This window comes from Ensifer sp. NM-2, assembly GCF_003024455.1.
Lineage (GTDB): Bacteria > Pseudomonadota > Alphaproteobacteria > Rhizobiales > Rhizobiaceae > Ensifer > Ensifer canadensis.
Map to the genome: position 1 here is coordinate 125,153 of NZ_PVZR01000006.1, position 14,354 is coordinate 139,506.

Consider the following 14,354-nt stretch of genomic DNA (forward strand, 5'->3'; position numbering starts at 1 on the left):
ATTGGCTCAGCAACGGAGTGCGGCGCGCTTGTCAGAAATCCCAGTCTTCGTCTTCGGTCGCAACCGCCTTGCCGATGACATAGGAGGAGCCTGACCCCGAAAAGAAGTCGTGGTTCTCGTCGGCATTCGGCGACAGCGCCGACAGGATTGCCGGATTGACCTTGCAGGCATCGGCCGGGAACAGCGCCTCATATCCGAGGTTCATCAGCGCCTTGTTGGCGTTGTAGTGCAGGAACTTCTTCACGTCCTCGGTCAGGCCGACGCTGTCGTAAAGCGATTCGGTATATTTCGCCTCGTTGTCGTAGAGTTCGAGCAGCAGGTCGAAGGCGAAATCCTTCATCTCCTGCCGACGCTCGTTACTCAGCCGCTCCAGGCCCTTCTGGAACTTGTAGCCGATGTAGTAGCCGTGCACCGCTTCGTCGCGGATGATGAGGCGGATCATGTCGGCGGTGTTGGTCAGCTTGGCGCGGCTCGACCAATACATCGGCAGATAGAAGCCGGAGTAGAACAGGAAGCTCTCGAGGAAGACGCTGGCGATCTTGCGCTTCAGCGGATCCGTGGTGCGATACTGCTCGAGAATGAGCGCCGACTTCTTCTGGAGATGTTCGTTCTCCTCCGACCAGCGATAGGCGTCATCGACATCAGGTGTCGAGCAAAGCGTCGAAAAGATCGAGGAATAGGAACGGGCATGCACCGCTTCCATGAAGGAGATGTTGGAATAAACCGCTTCCTCATGGGGCGTGATCGAATCCGCCATCAGTGTCGGTGCGCCGATGCTCGTCTGGATCGTGTCGAGCAGGGTCAGGCCCGTGAACACACGGATCGTCAGCTGCTGCTCTTCCGGCCGCAACGCCGCCCAGGAGGGAATGTCGTTGGAAAGCGGCACCTTTTCCGGCAGCCAGAAATTGCCGGTGAGCCGGTTCCAGACCTCAAGGTCCTTGTCGTCCTCGATACGGTTCCAGTTGATGGCGCGCACGGCTTGCGAGCCCTTGGGCGCCTTGGTCTTCAGTTGGATGTTCATCTTGTTCCCCGGAGTATCAAAGCGCGCAGGAAACGCAGCCCTGCACTTCCGTGCCGGACAGCGCCATCTGACGAAGGCGGATGTAGTAGATCGTCTTGATGCCCTTCTTCCAGGCATGGATCTGCGCGCGGTTGATGTCGCGGGTCGTTGCCGTGTCCTTGAAGAACAAGGTCAGCGAAAGCCCCTGGTCGACATGCTGGGTCGCAGCCGCATAGGTGTCGATGATCTTCTCCGGACCGATCTCATAGGCATCCTGGTAGTAGTCGAGATTGTCGTTGGTCATGAAGGCCGCGGGATAATAGACGCGGCCGATCTTGCCTTCCTTGCGGATCTCGATCTTCGAGACGATCGGGTGGATCGAGGAGGTCGAATGGTTGATATAGGAGATTGAGCCGGTCGGCGGCACCGCCTGCAGGTTCTGGTTGTAGAGGCCGGATGTCATCACCGCCTGCTTGAGTTCCAGCCAGTCTTCCTGCGTCGGGATATCGATGCCTGCGGTTTCGAACAGTTCGCACACCCGCTCGGTCGCCGGCTTCCATTCCTGTTCGGTGTACTTGTCGAAATAGTCGCCCGAGGCGTATTTCGAGTTCTCGAAGCCCTTGAAGCTCGACCCGCGTTCGACGGCGATGCGGTTGGAGGCGCGGATGGCGTGGTAGGTCACCGTGTAGAAGTAGATGTTGGTGAAATCGACGCCTTCGTCCGAACCGTAATAGACCCGTTCGCGGGCGAGATAGCCGTGCAGGTTCATCTGGCCGAGGCCGATCGCATGGCTGTCGTCATTGCCCTTCTCGACGGAGGGAACCGAGGCGATATGGCTCATGTCGGAGACCGCGGTCAGCGCCCGGATCGATGTCTCGATCGTCTTGCCGAAATCGGACGAATCCATCGCGGCGGCGATATTCAGCGAGCCGAGATTGCAGGAGATGTCCTTGCCCAGGTGCTTGTAGGACAGGTCGTCATTGTACTCGCTGGCTTCGCTGACCTGGAGGATTTCTGAGCAGAGGTTGCTCATGGTGATGCGGCCGGCGATCGGGTTGGCGCGGTTCACCGTGTCTTCGAACATGATGTAGGGATAGCCCGACTCGAACTGGATTTCGGCCAGCACCTGGAAGAACTCGCGCGCCTTGATCTTCTTCTTGCGGATCCGGCTGTCGGCGACCATTTCCCGATATTTTTCCGTGACCGAGATGTCGGTGAAGGCAACGCCGTAGACGCGCTCCACGTCATAGGGCGAGAACAGGTACATGTCCTCGTTGTTCTTGGCGAGTTCGAAGGTGATGTCGGGAACGACGACGCCCAGCGACAGCGTCTTGATACGGATCTTCTCGTCGGCGTTCTCCCGCTTGGTGTCGAGGAAACGCATGATGTCGGGGTGGTGGGCGTTGAGATAGACGGCGCCGGCACCCTGGCGGGCGCCAAGCTGGTTGGCGTAGGAGAACGAATCCTCCAGCAGCTTCATCACGGGAATGATGCCGGACGACTGGTTTTCGATCTGCTTGATCGGGGCGCCGGCCTCGCGGATGTTGGTAAGCGACAGCGCCACGCCGCCGCCGCGCTTCGACAATTGTAGCGCCGAATTAATGCCGCGCGCGATCGATTCCATGTTGTCCTCGACCCTCAGCAGAAAGCAGGAGACGAGCTCGCCGCGCTGCTTTTTGCCGGCGTTGAGGAAGGTCGGGGTCGCCGGTTGGAAGCGACCGGAGATGATCTCGTCGACCATGTCGCGCGCCAGCGCCTCGTCGCCGCGCGCCAGCGTCAGCGCCACCATGCAGACCCGGTCCTCGTAGCGCTCGAGGTAGCGCTTCCCGTCGAAGGTCTTCAGCGTGTAGCTGGTGTAATATTTGAAGGCGCCGAGAAAGGTCGGGAAACGGAACTTCTTGTCATAGGCGTGATCGAACAGGTCGCGCACGAAGTTGAACGAATACTGGTCGAGAACCTCCTGCTCGTAGTAGCCCTCGGTGACGAGGTAATCGAGTTTTTCGCGCAGGTTATGGAAGAACACGGTGTTCTGGTTGACGTGCTGCAGGAAGTACTGCTTTGCCGCCAACCGGTCCTTGTCGAGCTGGATCCGGCCGTCCTCGTCATAGAGGTTCAGCATGGCGTTCAGCGCGTGGTAATCGAGCGCCGATTCCGTCGCCTTCAAGGGGCGTTCGAGTGTTGAGACGTCCAAAATCGTTCCATCCCGTTTTTGACATTGGCGACGTCCTCATCGGTTCCCAACAGTTCGAACCGGTAGAGATAGGGCACCTGGCACTTGGCCGAGATCACGTCGCCGGCGATCCCGTAGGTCGCGCCGAAATTGCTGTTGCCCGCGGCAATCACGCCGCGGATGTGGGAGCGGTTGTCCGCATCGTTGAGAAAGCGGATCACCTGTTTGGGCACGGCGCCCCGGCCGTCGTCGCCGCAATAGGTCGGGACGACGAGCACATAGGGTTCGTGCACGTCGAGCGGCGCGTCGGCCGCGCTGACGGGAATGCGTCTGGCGCGCAGGCCGAGCTTGCCGACGAAGCGATGGGTGTTTTCCGAGCGGGTGGAAAAATAGACGATCAGCCCCATCGCGCCGTACCTCGGCTTCAGGACAGTGCGCTGATCTTGTCGGGGCGGAAGCCTGCCCAGTGCTCCGGACCGGCGATGACGACGGGAACCTGCATGTAGCCAAGGCCCTTGACCGTCTCGAACGCGTCCTGGTCGACCGAAATGTCGATCACCTCGTAATTGACGCCCTGGCGGTCGAGCGCGCGATAGGTTGCGGTGCACTGGACGCAGGCGGGCTTGCTGTAGACGGTGACGTTCATTTCTTCCTCGTTTGGTCGGCTGGATCTGGGCATGAAAAGGCATGCGGATACGCACAAGCGATCCGGCGAAATGCAGGACTGGCAGGATGACCGCTTGCTCGGGTCGAGAAGACCCGGGCGCGGTTGTTCGTCAGATTCGCGGCTTCCCGCGCCTCTTCATTGGCGAATGATAGGAATTCGATGACGCGGACATGACTTCACCCCGAAGTTGAAGACGGCGCTTCCGGGGAGACGTCGAGACGATCAGGCAGGTTTCATCCTGCCCCATGCACACCTCTGACCTCTCCGGACACCCCGCCCGTGGACGTTTATCGATCGAGGCAGGTCTCCTGGCTCACGGGTCGGTGCTTCTGTCCGGACCTTCCCGATGCATCATGCTTCAGTGGCCGAATGCTGGACAGTTGCTCGCCGTTTACAGTTGCGGGGGCAGCCACGGCTTAGCCAAGCGAAATCGCTACGACGGCACCGTATTCCCATCTTCGCTCCCAATCCTTGCGAATCGGGAGAACCTCGAACACTAGATATAGTATATGTCGGGAAAATTGCGTCAATAGGTTCCATGTCGAAGCCACCTGGGAGGCGGACAATATTTTTTCGGGTGTGGATAGCGGGGAGTAAACGACAAGTGTCGGCGAAGCCTGTGGATGGAGAGCCGTCATTGACAGCTCTGCTGAAATCCTCAAGCCGCGAAGGCGGGAACAGGACGATTGTCCCCGTCGACTGCCACCATGATGAAGGCGCCATGGGCAGTCAGGGTCTGTTTCGCTCCCGTCAAATCCTCTGACCACAATTCGACATCGACCGTCGTCGAGCTCCGTCCGGTGCGCACAATCCTGGCGACAAGCTCGATGATCGAGCCAACGGTGATCCGGTGCTTGAAATCGATGCGCTGGCAGGAGGCGAGCACTGTCGTCTTGCGGCTCGCCCGTGTCGCCGCGCCGAAGGCGGCCTTGGTCATCTGCGCCAGCGCGTCGCCGCCAAACATGGCGCCGAAGCTGTTGGCCTGATCCGGAAAGACGATATCGACCATGCGCACGGCATCGTCTTTTGGCGCTCCGATCGCATCGGTGTCGAGAGAAGGCAACGACCAGCCGGCGCCCTTGCCCTCCGGCATCGCGACCATGGTGAACTGGCCGCGGGCGCACAGATCGCGGGTGCCGGCCGTCAGATCTTCCGCGATCATATCGACTTCGACGACCATCGAACGCCGCCCGACCCGGATCGGGCGGCCGCTGCAGCTGACGATATGGCCGATGTGGGCGGGGCCGCGGAAGTCGACGCGATCGCAGGAGGCGGTGACGAAGGGAACGCGGCCGTGGCGCGTGGCGACGATGAAGGCGGTCCGGTCCATGAGTGCGAGGCCCGCACGGCCGAAGAGCGTGCCGTGGTGATTGGTGTCGCCGGGAAAGACGATGTCGATCAAGGTGGCGGGCGCCGGGGTTTCCCCCGGCGCCTTCTCGATATTGCTATCGTCCGTCATGCGTTTGCGGCCTCTTGCCGGCCGGCAGTGAAGGATTGGCGCAGCGTTTGCGCCGCCGCGACCATGTTGACGAGCGCCGGGCGAACTTCCTCCCACCGCCTTGTTTTCAGCCCACAATCCGGATTGACCCAGATCTGCGCCGGCGTCAGACCGTCGGTCGCCTGTTCGATCAGATGCACCATCTCGTTGACAGTGGGTACCCGCGGCGAGTGGATGTCGTAGACGCCGGGGCCGATCTCGTTCGGATAGGCCTGATCGATAAAGGCGCCGAGCAGCTCCATCTTCGAGCGCGAGGTTTCGATGGAGATGACATCGGCATCCATTGCCGCAATCGCCGCCATGATGTCGTTGAACTCCGAGTAGCACATGTGGGTGTGGATCTGGGTTTCGTCACCGACGCCGGAGGCGCTGATGCGGAAGCACTCGACCGCCCAGTCGAGATAGGCCTTTCGATCGGCCTGTCTCAGTGGCAGTCCCTCGCGCAGCGCCGGTTCGTCGATCTGGATCACGGCGATACCGGCCGTTTCCAGGTCGGTGACTTCGTCGCGCAGCGCCAGTGCGATCTGCCGGCATACGATCGACCGGGGCAGGTCGTCGCGCACGAACGACCATTGCAGCATCGTCACCGGGCCGGTGAGCATGCCCTTCATCGGCTTGTCCGTCAGCGACTGCGCATAGGTTGCCCAATCGACCGTCATCGGGTTCGGGCGCGAGACATCGCCGAAGATGATCGGCGGGCGTACGTAGCGCGAGCCGTAGCTCTGCACCCAACCGCTCTGAGTGAACCCATAGCCGGAGAGCTGCTCGCCGAAATACTGCACCATGTCGTTGCGCTCGAATTCGCCGTGCACCAGCACCTCGATGCCGATTTCCTCCTGCCAGCGCACGGCCTTCTCCGTCTCCTGGCGCAGGTAGGCGAGGTAGTCGACATAGCTGAGCTCGCCCTTGGCATGCAGCGATCGTGCCTGGCGCACCTCTGACGTCTGCGGGAAGGAGCCGATCGTCGTCGTCGGGAAGAGCGGCAGTGCCAGCCTGTCTTCCTGCCGCCGCCGGCGCGTTGCAAAACTCGATTGACGGCGGCTGTCTGCTGCCGTCAGGTTCTTCAAGCGTCCGGCAACGAGTGGATCGTGGACCTTGAGCGAGGTCAGCCGTGCCTCGACCGCAGCAATCGATTTTGCAAAGACCTGCTCGGGATTGGCCAGGCCCGGCTCGAATGCGCGGGCAAGCAGGCTGAGTTCGTCCAGCTTCTGCAGGGCGAAGGCAAGCCAGGAGACGAGCTCCGGATCGAGCGCTCGTTCGAGATCGAGGTCGATTGGCACATGCAGCAGCGAGCACGATGGTGCAAGCTCGATACGATCGCGGCCATGCGCCTCGATCAACGGCTGCAGCCGGCGGAAGAGGCCGGCAAGATCGGTACGCCACACATTGCGGCCATCGACGACGCCGAGCGACAGCACAAGCTGTGCCGGTACCGTCTGAAGTAGCAAGTCGAGCTGTTGCGGCGCCCGCACGAGGTCGACATGCAGCCCGGCAACCGGCAGCGAAAGGGCTGTCGGCATGTTGTCACTGACCGCGCCGAAATAGGTCGCGAGCATGATTTTCAACTGCGGAAGTTCCGAGGCGAACGTCTGGTAGGTCAGCGCCAGCGCCTGGCGTTCCCGCTCAGTGAGATCGAGCACCAGGCATGGCTCGTCGATCTGCACCCATTCGACGCCGGCTTCCCCAAGCTCGGTGAGAAGCTTCGTATAAACAGGCAGCAGCCGCTCGATCAGATTGATGGTGTCGAATCCGCCGGCAAGCGCCTTGCCCAGTTTCAGGAAGGTGACGGGGCCGAGGACGACAGGGCGGGTGACATGCCCGAGCGCCTTGGCTTCGAGGAAGGCGTCAAGCGGCGCATTGCTCGTCAGCTCGAAGCGCTGATCCTCCGCGAATTCCGGAACCATGTAGTGGTAGTTCGTGTCGAACCACTTGGTCATCTCCAGCGCCTGGTTGCCCCCGTCGGGCCCGCCATGCGTGCAACCGGACGCGCAGGCGGCAGTCGTCGAACCGCGCGCCATGGCGAAATAGGCGTCGAGGTCGACCGGGCCGCCCTTCCAGCCATAGGCCGGTGGCACCGCACCAACCAGCACTGATGTGTCGAGAACCTGGTCGTAAAGCGAGAAGTCGTTCGATGGAATGATCTGGATCCCACGCGCCTTTTGCGCGGCCCAGTTTTCGGCCCGCAGCCTGGCGGCGACGTCGAGCAGGTCCTGTCTCTCGATCTTGCCGGCCCAATAACGCTCCAGCGCGAACTTCAGTTCACGGTGGCTGCCGATACGTGGAAAGCCGAGATTGGCTGTCTTGATGGTCATTTCCTTACCCCGAAGGTTGTGGGCAAGGCTTTGAATGCGACGCATCCACGACCGAGACTGGCTCGCTCGTCAAGGCGACACATCGGACACCCCGCCCGTGGACGTTATCTATCGCGGCAGGTCTCCTGGCTTGCGGGTCAACACGAACCGTCCCGTCTTCCCGAGGCGTCTCCCTCAGTGACATCATTGGACGACCGCTCGCCGCTTACAGTTGCGGGGGCAGCTCCGGCATGAGCGCCTTGCAGCGCCGCACCGAATTCCCTCTTAGCTCCGGCCTGTCGTCAGACGAGCCGCAGAACCACGTTGTTCGACAATGCCCCGCAAAGTCGACGGCGTCAATCGTATAAAGAAATGTTTATGTCTTTATTTTCTCCATTCGGCCGAGGTCGAAAGCTTGTCGCGAGGGCGGCGACGCGACTTCATCATTTGGCGTCTGCGGCGAAAGGGCACCGCCCGGATCAGAGCCCGCTACGTGCTGCCACGGATCAGCAACATCGCCCGCGCGCGCCCGGATGCTGTCATTGTCTCGCGTCAGGCCGATGTCCCTCAGTTGGAACTCGCTGAATGTATCGATGGTCGTCGTGGCGTCGGCAGCTCTCTTGGCCGAAGTCCAGACGTGGAGGATGATCGATCGCAGTGCGCTAAGCATTGCTAACCCCTTCAGTTCTGTGGTGATGTGTTCGCGAGAAAATTGAGGATTTTGGTGGTTTCGCGCAAAGCGATTTCTCGCATGCTGCCATAAAGAATGCTTATCTCACTTCATGAGCAAGATTCCCCCCATGAGTGCGGTGCGCGCGTTCGAGGCCGCAGCCAGGCACTTGAGTTTCACCCGCGCGGCGCAGGAGCTCGGCATGACGCAAGCCGCTGTCAGCTATCAAATCCGACTGCTGGAGGACCGCACCGGCACGCCGCTGTTTGTCCGTCTGCCGCGGGAAGTGCGCTTGACGGCTGCCGGACGGCAGCTTGCGCCGAAGGTGACCGAGGCGCTCGATCTACTGGGTACGGCGTTCTCCGAGATTGCCGACAAGACCGAGCATCACCTGCACATCTCGGTACTGCCAACCGTCGTCTCAAGTTGGCTTGGTTCCAGGCTCGCCTCGTTTCAGACAGCCCATCCAAACATCAGCATTCGCGTGCACATGTCCACGGAGCTGATCGACTTCAAGCGCGATGCGATTGATCTCGTGGTGCGCAGCGGCAACGGCGACTGGTCGGGCAATGAAGTGTTTCCTCTTTTCCCGATCGAATACATGCCCGTCTGTACGCCGACGTTCCTGGAAAAACATCAGCTGAAGGATCCGGCCGACGTTCTCACGGTGAGGCGCTTCGGCAACGCCAGCTGGTGGCGGCGCTGGATGACCGAAGCGGGCGTGGAACCGCCGGCCAGCAATGGCACTGAGCTGATCTTCGACGTCCAGGCAATGGATGTGGCCACCACATTGCTCGATCATGGCATTGCCATGGTCGTCTCCACCTTTGTGATTGAGGAGCTTCGCAGCGGAAAACTCGTCCGGCCGTTCAACCATGTGGTCAGGGATGGCCGTGCCTATTGGCTGGTCTATCCGCAAAGCCACCGGCGGCAGAACAAGATCCAGGTGTTTCGCGAGTGGATCATTGCCGAAGCCGCCACATCGAACGCGCAGCTGGCCGCCGTGGCCGGAGAGCTTCCCTCGGTACGGTCTCAAGCCGAGATCGGTGCGAGCGCGCTCATAAGACCTGAATAAGATTTGCTGAGCGGCGGAGCATAGGAGCCGCGCTTGCTGGTCGTCAGTCCTTGCGACACCAACGCCTCGGCCTGCTTGACGGCTGCCGATACGCCATCAATGACCGGAACGCCGTATTCGGCTTGAAGTGCGCGCGCAAGATCGGCCATCCCGGCGCAGCCAAGCACGATCGCCTCGGCGCCGTCCTCAACGAGCGCCAGCTCGATTTCGCATCGCAGCTTCGCCAACGCGGGCGAAGCCTTGTCCTCAAGCTGCAGCACCGGGATGTCCGCAGCGCGAACCTTCGTCCGGGCACTCATCCCATAGCGTATGACCAGGTTCTCGATAAGCACACGCGACCGCTCGAGTGTGGTTACGACGGTGAAACGCTGAGCAAGCATGGCGGCCGTCGCCACAGCGGATTCGCAAAGCCCGACCACGGGGATGCGGGCAAGCGCGCGGGCTGCTTCCAGACCAGTATCGTCGAAGCATGCGATGACGGCGGCGTTGGCGCCTGCCGCTTCGCCGTCCCGGATTTCGGTGAGCACGCCCGGAAGCGCGATCGCGCCATCATAGTGGCCTTCGATCGAAGCCGGTCCGGACTTGGACGTCCTCGCGATGATCTCCGTGTTCGGGCCCGCGACGGCGCGGGCTGCGGCCGCCGCCTTCTCGGTCATGGATAGGGTGGTGTTCGGATTGACGATCAGAATGCGCATCGAACCTAGCTCATTTTTACCTGCCGCCGACGAAGCGTCAGAATGACGGCAAGCGCGACGAGGATGGTGGTGAAGGAGAAGAGCGTCGTGACCGTGCCCAGCGCGTAAAGCACCGGCGTCGTCACATTGGTGGTCATTCCGTAGATTTCCAATGGCAGGGTGTTGTAGCTGCCCGAGGTCATCAGTGTACGGGCGAACTCGTCGTAGGAAAGGGTGAAGCCGAAGAGGCCGACCCCGATCAGGCTCGGCGCTATCATCGGCAGCACCACATGCCGAAACGTCTGCCACGGGGTGGCGCCGAGATCGCGGGCCGCCTCTTCATAGGCCGGCGAAAAGCGGTTGAAGACGGCAAACATGATCAAGACGCCAAAGGGTAGGGTCCAGGTAAGATGTGCGCCGAAGCCGGAGGAATACCAGGCGGGCTTCAGGCCAAACTGCTGGAAGACGACACCGATCCCGAGCGAGATGATGATCGAGGGCACGACCAGGCTGGCAACGGTCAGGTAGAAGAGGGCCGTCGCCCCCTTGAAGCGGTGGCGAAAGGCAAGGCCGGCGAGGAGCGCCACGACGACGTTGACCACCATCACCATCAGTCCCAGCGTGAATGAGCGGCGGAAGGACGCGCCGAAGTCGCCGACCGCCTGTTTCTCGAAGAGATTGTAGAACCAGTGCAGCGATAGTCCGTTCAACGGAAATGTGAGACCGCCATTCGGCCCCTGAAAGGACAGGATCAGCACCGCCGACAACGGCCCGTAGAGAAACAGCACGAACAGGGCGAAGAAGCCCGCGAGCAGGTAGAATTCAAGGGTGCGCCGCTCATGGTTCATCTCAGAGTTCCTTTCGGATATCAACGACCCGAAGGATCGCGGCGACCATCAGGAGCACGACGATCAGCAGCACTACCGCATTGGCGGCCGCAGCCGGATATTGCAGCAGTGACATCTGGTTCTTCATCATCAGCGCGACCGAAGCGCTCTGTCCGCCCGACATAACTTGAACCGTCGAGAAGTCGGCCATGACGAGGGTGACGACGAAGATCGAGCCGATGGCGATGCCGGGCTTGGCGAGTGGCAGGATGACGTTCCAGAGCACTTGCCGGCCGCTGGCGCCGCAGTCGCGCGCCGCTTCGATCAGCGAACGGTCAATGCGCATCAGCGTGTTGAAGATCGGCGTCACCATGAAGAGCGTATTGAGGTGAACCATGGCAAGCACGACAGCAAAATCGGAATAGAGCAGCCACTCGATCGGTTGCGGAATGATGCCGAGGTCGATCAGCGTCGAATTGACGAGGCCATTGCGTCCAAGCACCGGGATCCAGGAGATCATGCGGATGATGTTCGAGGTTAGAAACGGCACGGTGCAGATGAGGAAGAGCACCATCTGCATGGTCGTCGTGCGCACGTGGAATGCGAGGAAATAGGCGGCCCAGAAGCCGATCAAGAGTGTGAGGCACCAGACGAGGGCGGTGAATTTCAACGTGTTGAGATAGGTCTTCCACGTCACCCACGAACCGAGCGTGTCGACATAGTTCATGGTCAGGAAGTCCGGATAAAGCCCGGCAAAGTCGTAGTCCCAGAAGCTGACGACAAGAACCGTCAGGATCGGCAGCACGAAGAAGAACCCGAGAATGAGGATGAGCGGCAGCGCCTGCAGATAGGCGCCCAGCCTTTGCAGCCAAGCACGGACACTGCTGGGTCTACCGGCCAAGGCCTCCGATGGCTGCGAAATTGCCACTACCGCCATTGTTCATCCTCTCGCGTTGCTCGTCAGGTTCCGCTCGCTGCGGGCGGCCCCATTCGAGGGCGCGCCGCAGCGAGGGCGTTTCGTCTGCCTCAAGCCGCGATGAACTCGTTCCAGCGCTTGATCATGTAGCGATCCTCATCCATGACCGAGTTCCAGCAGGCGACCTTGCCCATGCGGTCTTCGAAGGAGCCGCCATCGCGCACGGCACCGGCCTTCTCCATGACCTTGCCCTCCGGCGAGAGGATATCGCCCTTTGCCGGCTTGCCCTCGACCCAGTAACCCCACTCGTCCTCGGACATGAAGCCCTTGGCCGTGTCCATGGCGGCCGAATAGTAGCCCTGACGGTTGAGATAGGCGCCGACCCAGCCCGACAGGTACCAGTTGATGTATTCATAGGCCGCGTCGAGCTGGGCGCCCTGGAGATGAGCGGCAAGGCCGAGGCCGCCACCCCAGGCGCGATAGCCTTCCTTGAGCGGCTGGTATTTGCACGCGATCCCCTTCGAGCGGACGGCGGCGACGGCCGGTGACCACATGGACTGGATCACCACTTCACCGGAGGCCATCAGGTTGACGCTCTCGTCGAAGGATTTCCAGAAAGCGCGGAACTGACCGTCCTGCTTGGCCTTAATGAGGAAGTCGATCGTCTGGTCGATCTCATCCGTCGTCATGTTGCCCTTGTCGGCATATTTGACGTTGCCCAAGGCTTCCATGATCATGGCGGCATCCATGATGCCGATTGACGGGATGTTGAGGATCGCGGCCTTGCCCTTGAAGGCCGGATCCATGATGTCGGCCCAGCTCGTGATGTCGCGGCCGACGAGATCCGGGCGGATGCCGAGGGTATCGGCATTGTAGATCGTCGGAATGAGCGTCATCCACTGGGTCGGCGACTTCGCGAAGGTCCTGGAAGCCTGCGCCTCGACAAAGCCGACGGTGTGCGGGGCGGTGCCTTGGGCGATAATGCTTTCGGGCTTCAGCTTGCCGTCGATGAACAGCGGGACGATCTTGTCGTAGTACTTGATTTTCGAGACATCCATCGGCTGCATCACTCCGGCCGGGAAGACCTTCTTGGCGATCCAGTATTCGATGTCGGCGATGTCGTAGGAATCGGGCTGCGTCACTGCCCGCTGGGCCGCGGCGTCCGAATCCGTCGCAGTCATTTCCAGTGTGATGCCGAGATCCTGTTTGCACTTCTCGGCAATGGCATTGATGTTGGAAACGCCGGTGCCGAACTGGCGCAGCGTGATCGGGTTTTGCGCCCAGATCGTCGGAAAGCCGGTGATCGCCCCGGACCCGGCAATCGCGCCGATTGCCGCCGCACCGGTCTTGAGCAGCGTGCGTCGGGACAGGCCCTCCTTCGAGGTCTTCGGTGTAGTTTCATTCGTCATGCGCAGTTCCCCTTTTTTTGATGGTTGGTCACTCATGCTGAAAGGCGACCGAGGGGGACGACATCCTCCAGGGCCCAGCTCAGGGACACCGCGTCGCCGACCGACACGGTTTTGTTGAAATAGTCGGCATCGCTGACGATCACTGTGAAGTCGTCGCTGCCGGCGCCACTGACGGTCAACTTCACCGAAGCGCCGCGATATTCGATGTTGGAGACCACCGCCTGAAAACCGAGGGTCTTTTCCGAGGCAGGCTCGAGGCGAACGCGGTCGGTGCGGATGCCGATGTCGATTGGCGCACCGATTTCCTGTGCGATGTCGCGAACGGCAAACCTCGGGCCACCGGCCGCCTCCATCTCGACGATCCCGTCACGGATGGCGCTCACTCGGCCCGAAAGCACATTGTGGTCGCCCATGAACCGGGCGACGAAGGCGGTTGCCGGCTGCTCGAAGACGATACGTGGCGCTGCCGCCTGCTCGATGCGGCCATCGTTCATCACCACGATCAGGTCGGCCAAAGCCATGGCCTCTTCCTGGCTGTGCGTGACATGGACGAAGGTGATGCCCAGCGTTTTCTGCAGCTTCTTCAGCTCTGCCCGCATGCGGATCTTGAGGAATGGATCGAGCGCCGACAATGGCTCATCGAGCAGCAGAGCTTCCGGTTCGGTGATCAAGGCGCGTGCGAGTGCCACCCGCTGCTGCTGTCCGCCCGAAAGCTGCGCCGGCCGACGGCCGGCATAGGCCTCCATCTGCATCAGCCTCAACATGGCCAGCGCCTTGGCCCGGCGTGTTTCCTTGTCGACGCCCTTCATCTTCAAGCTGAAGGCGACATTGTCGACGAGGTCGAGATGAGGAAACAGGGCGTAGGACTGGAACATCATCGCCGTATTGCGGCGGGCCGGCGGGAAATCGGTCACGACGACATGGCCGAGACGAAGGTCGCCGGACGAAATGCTCTCGTGGCCGGCAATCATGCGCAACGTGGATGTCTTCCCGCAGCCCGACGGCCCGAGAAAACAGCAGTAGCTGCCTGCGGGGATCTTGAGGCTGATGGCGTGCACGGCGGTTGTCGCGCCGTAGATCTTGGAAACAGATACGATATCGATTTCGGCGGCTTTCGGCATGATGGCTTCTCCTGATGACAGGGAAGAAGCATCAAA

Annotated in this window: 13 protein-coding genes and 2 riboswitches; of the genes, 1 reads left to right on the forward strand and 12 read right to left on the reverse strand. The window is 61.1% G+C overall.

Going from position 1 to position 14,354, the window contains the following annotated elements; all coding sequences use genetic code 11:
* Window positions 1-31 precede the first annotated feature (31 nt).
* The 7 genes from nrdF to C6558_RS14375 all read right to left on the reverse strand — a co-directional run bounded on the left by nrdF (window position 32) and on the right by C6558_RS14375 (window position 8,296).
* Window positions 32-1,021: a class 1b ribonucleoside-diphosphate reductase subunit beta gene (gene nrdF / locus C6558_RS14345; protein ID WP_057221906.1), complete on the reverse strand. Its 990-nt coding sequence runs from the start codon at window positions 1,019-1,021 to the stop codon at window positions 32-34.
* A 16-nt stretch (window positions 1,022-1,037) separates the two neighbouring features.
* Window positions 1,038-3,191 carry a class 1b ribonucleoside-diphosphate reductase subunit alpha gene (gene nrdE, locus C6558_RS14350; RefSeq protein ID WP_107027440.1) on the reverse strand — a complete coding sequence of 718 codons (2,154 nt, stop codon included), beginning with the start codon at window positions 3,189-3,191 and terminating at the stop codon, window positions 1,038-1,040.
* Window positions 3,161-3,577 (reverse strand): class Ib ribonucleoside-diphosphate reductase assembly flavoprotein NrdI, encoded by a 417-nt coding sequence (nrdI, locus tag C6558_RS14355; protein WP_057209889.1) that lies wholly within the window; start codon window positions 3,575-3,577, stop codon window positions 3,161-3,163. Before nrdI ends, nrdE begins: the two co-directional genes overlap by 31 nt.
* Before the next feature lie 17 nt (window positions 3,578-3,594).
* Window positions 3,595-3,816 (reverse strand): glutaredoxin-like protein NrdH, encoded by a 222-nt coding sequence (gene nrdH, locus C6558_RS14360; RefSeq protein WP_025429316.1) that lies wholly within the window; start codon window positions 3,814-3,816, stop codon window positions 3,595-3,597.
* A gap of 301 nt (window positions 3,817-4,117) precedes the next feature.
* A riboswitch (cobalamin riboswitch) is annotated at window positions 4,118-4,344 on the reverse strand.
* 151 nt (window positions 4,345-4,495) lie between these two features.
* Window positions 4,496-5,296 carry an acyl-CoA thioesterase gene (locus tag C6558_RS14365; protein ID WP_057221904.1) on the reverse strand — a complete coding sequence of 267 codons (801 nt, stop codon included), beginning with the start codon at window positions 5,294-5,296 and terminating at the stop codon, window positions 4,496-4,498.
* Window positions 5,293-7,647 carry a 5-methyltetrahydropteroyltriglutamate--homocysteine S-methyltransferase gene (gene metE / locus C6558_RS14370; protein WP_107027441.1) on the reverse strand — a complete coding sequence of 785 codons (2,355 nt, stop codon included), beginning with the start codon at window positions 7,645-7,647 and terminating at the stop codon, window positions 5,293-5,295. The genes C6558_RS14365 and metE overlap by 4 nt, the downstream gene beginning before the upstream one ends.
* A 97-nt stretch (window positions 7,648-7,744) precedes the next feature.
* Window positions 7,745-7,965: riboswitch (cobalamin riboswitch) on the reverse strand.
* Window positions 7,966-8,002: 37 nt separating this feature from the next.
* On the reverse strand, window positions 8,003-8,296 hold the full coding sequence (locus C6558_RS14375) for a hypothetical protein (RefSeq protein WP_057209887.1): 294 nt from the start codon (window positions 8,294-8,296) through the stop codon (window positions 8,003-8,005).
* Window positions 8,297-8,426: 130 nt separating this feature from the next.
* On the opposite strand from C6558_RS14375, the gene C6558_RS14380 reads away from it, so the two are divergent.
* Complete coding sequence (locus C6558_RS14380; RefSeq protein ID WP_057209885.1) at window positions 8,427-9,371, forward strand: LysR substrate-binding domain-containing protein; 945 nt, start codon at window positions 8,427-8,429, stop codon at window positions 9,369-9,371.
* Here C6558_RS14380 and C6558_RS14385 read toward each other — a convergent pair.
* The 5 genes from C6558_RS14385 to C6558_RS14405 form a co-directional block, all read right to left on the reverse strand.
* Window positions 9,329-10,066, reverse strand: a complete 738-nt coding sequence (locus C6558_RS14385; protein ID WP_057221902.1) for an aspartate/glutamate racemase family protein — start codon at window positions 10,064-10,066, stop codon at window positions 9,329-9,331. The genes C6558_RS14380 and C6558_RS14385 overlap by 43 nt on opposite strands.
* Before the next feature lie 5 nt (window positions 10,067-10,071).
* The gene (locus tag C6558_RS14390; protein ID WP_025429311.1) at window positions 10,072-10,893 is read right to left on the reverse strand and encodes an ABC transporter permease; all 822 of its coding nucleotides are present in this window, start codon (window positions 10,891-10,893) and stop codon (window positions 10,072-10,074) included.
* A gap of 1 nt (window position 10,894) precedes the next feature.
* Window positions 10,895-11,809: an ABC transporter permease gene (locus C6558_RS14395; protein WP_107027442.1), complete on the reverse strand. Its 915-nt coding sequence runs from the start codon at window positions 11,807-11,809 to the stop codon at window positions 10,895-10,897.
* An 89-nt stretch (window positions 11,810-11,898) separates the two neighbouring features.
* Window positions 11,899-13,197, reverse strand: a complete 1,299-nt coding sequence (locus tag C6558_RS14400; protein ID WP_057209879.1) for a PotD/PotF family extracellular solute-binding protein — start codon at window positions 13,195-13,197, stop codon at window positions 11,899-11,901.
* 32 nt (window positions 13,198-13,229) lie between these two features.
* Window positions 13,230-14,318 (reverse strand): ABC transporter ATP-binding protein, encoded by a 1,089-nt coding sequence (locus tag C6558_RS14405; RefSeq protein ID WP_057221900.1) that lies wholly within the window; start codon window positions 14,316-14,318, stop codon window positions 13,230-13,232.
* Window positions 14,319-14,354 lie beyond the last annotated feature (36 nt).

Excerpts from the sequence above, each read along its gene's own strand:
- nrdH (WP_025429316.1), bottom strand. The coding sequence starts at position 3,816 with ATGAACGTCACCGTCTACAGCAAGCCCGCCTGCGTCCAGTGCACCGCA.
- C6558_RS14365 (WP_057221904.1), bottom strand. The coding sequence starts at position 5,296 with ATGACGGACGATAGCAATATCGAGAAGGCGCCGGGGGAAACCCCGGCG.
- C6558_RS14390 (WP_025429311.1), bottom strand. The coding sequence starts at position 10,893 with ATGAACCATGAGCGGCGCACCCTTGAATTCTACCTGCTCGCGGGCTTC.
- C6558_RS14405 (WP_057221900.1), bottom strand. The coding sequence starts at position 14,318 with ATGCCGAAAGCCGCCGAAATCGATATCGTATCTGTTTCCAAGATCTAC.
- nrdI (WP_057209889.1), bottom strand. The coding sequence starts at position 3,577 with ATGGGGCTGATCGTCTATTTTTCCACCCGCTCGGAAAACACCCATCGC.
- C6558_RS14400 (WP_057209879.1), bottom strand. The coding sequence starts at position 13,197 with ATGACGAATGAAACTACACCGAAGACCTCGAAGGAGGGCCTGTCCCGA.
- C6558_RS14395 (WP_107027442.1), bottom strand. The coding sequence starts at position 11,809 with ATGGCGGTAGTGGCAATTTCGCAGCCATCGGAGGCCTTGGCCGGTAGA.
- C6558_RS14385 (WP_057221902.1), bottom strand. The coding sequence starts at position 10,066 with ATGCGCATTCTGATCGTCAATCCGAACACCACCCTATCCATGACCGAG.
- C6558_RS14380 (WP_057209885.1), top strand. The coding sequence starts at position 8,427 with ATGAGTGCGGTGCGCGCGTTCGAGGCCGCAGCCAGGCACTTGAGTTTC.
- C6558_RS14375 (WP_057209887.1), bottom strand. The coding sequence starts at position 8,296 with ATGCTTAGCGCACTGCGATCGATCATCCTCCACGTCTGGACTTCGGCC.
- metE (WP_107027441.1), bottom strand. The coding sequence starts at position 7,647 with ATGACCATCAAGACAGCCAATCTCGGCTTTCCACGTATCGGCAGCCAC.
- nrdF (WP_057221906.1), bottom strand. The coding sequence starts at position 1,021 with ATGAACATCCAACTGAAGACCAAGGCGCCCAAGGGCTCGCAAGCCGTG.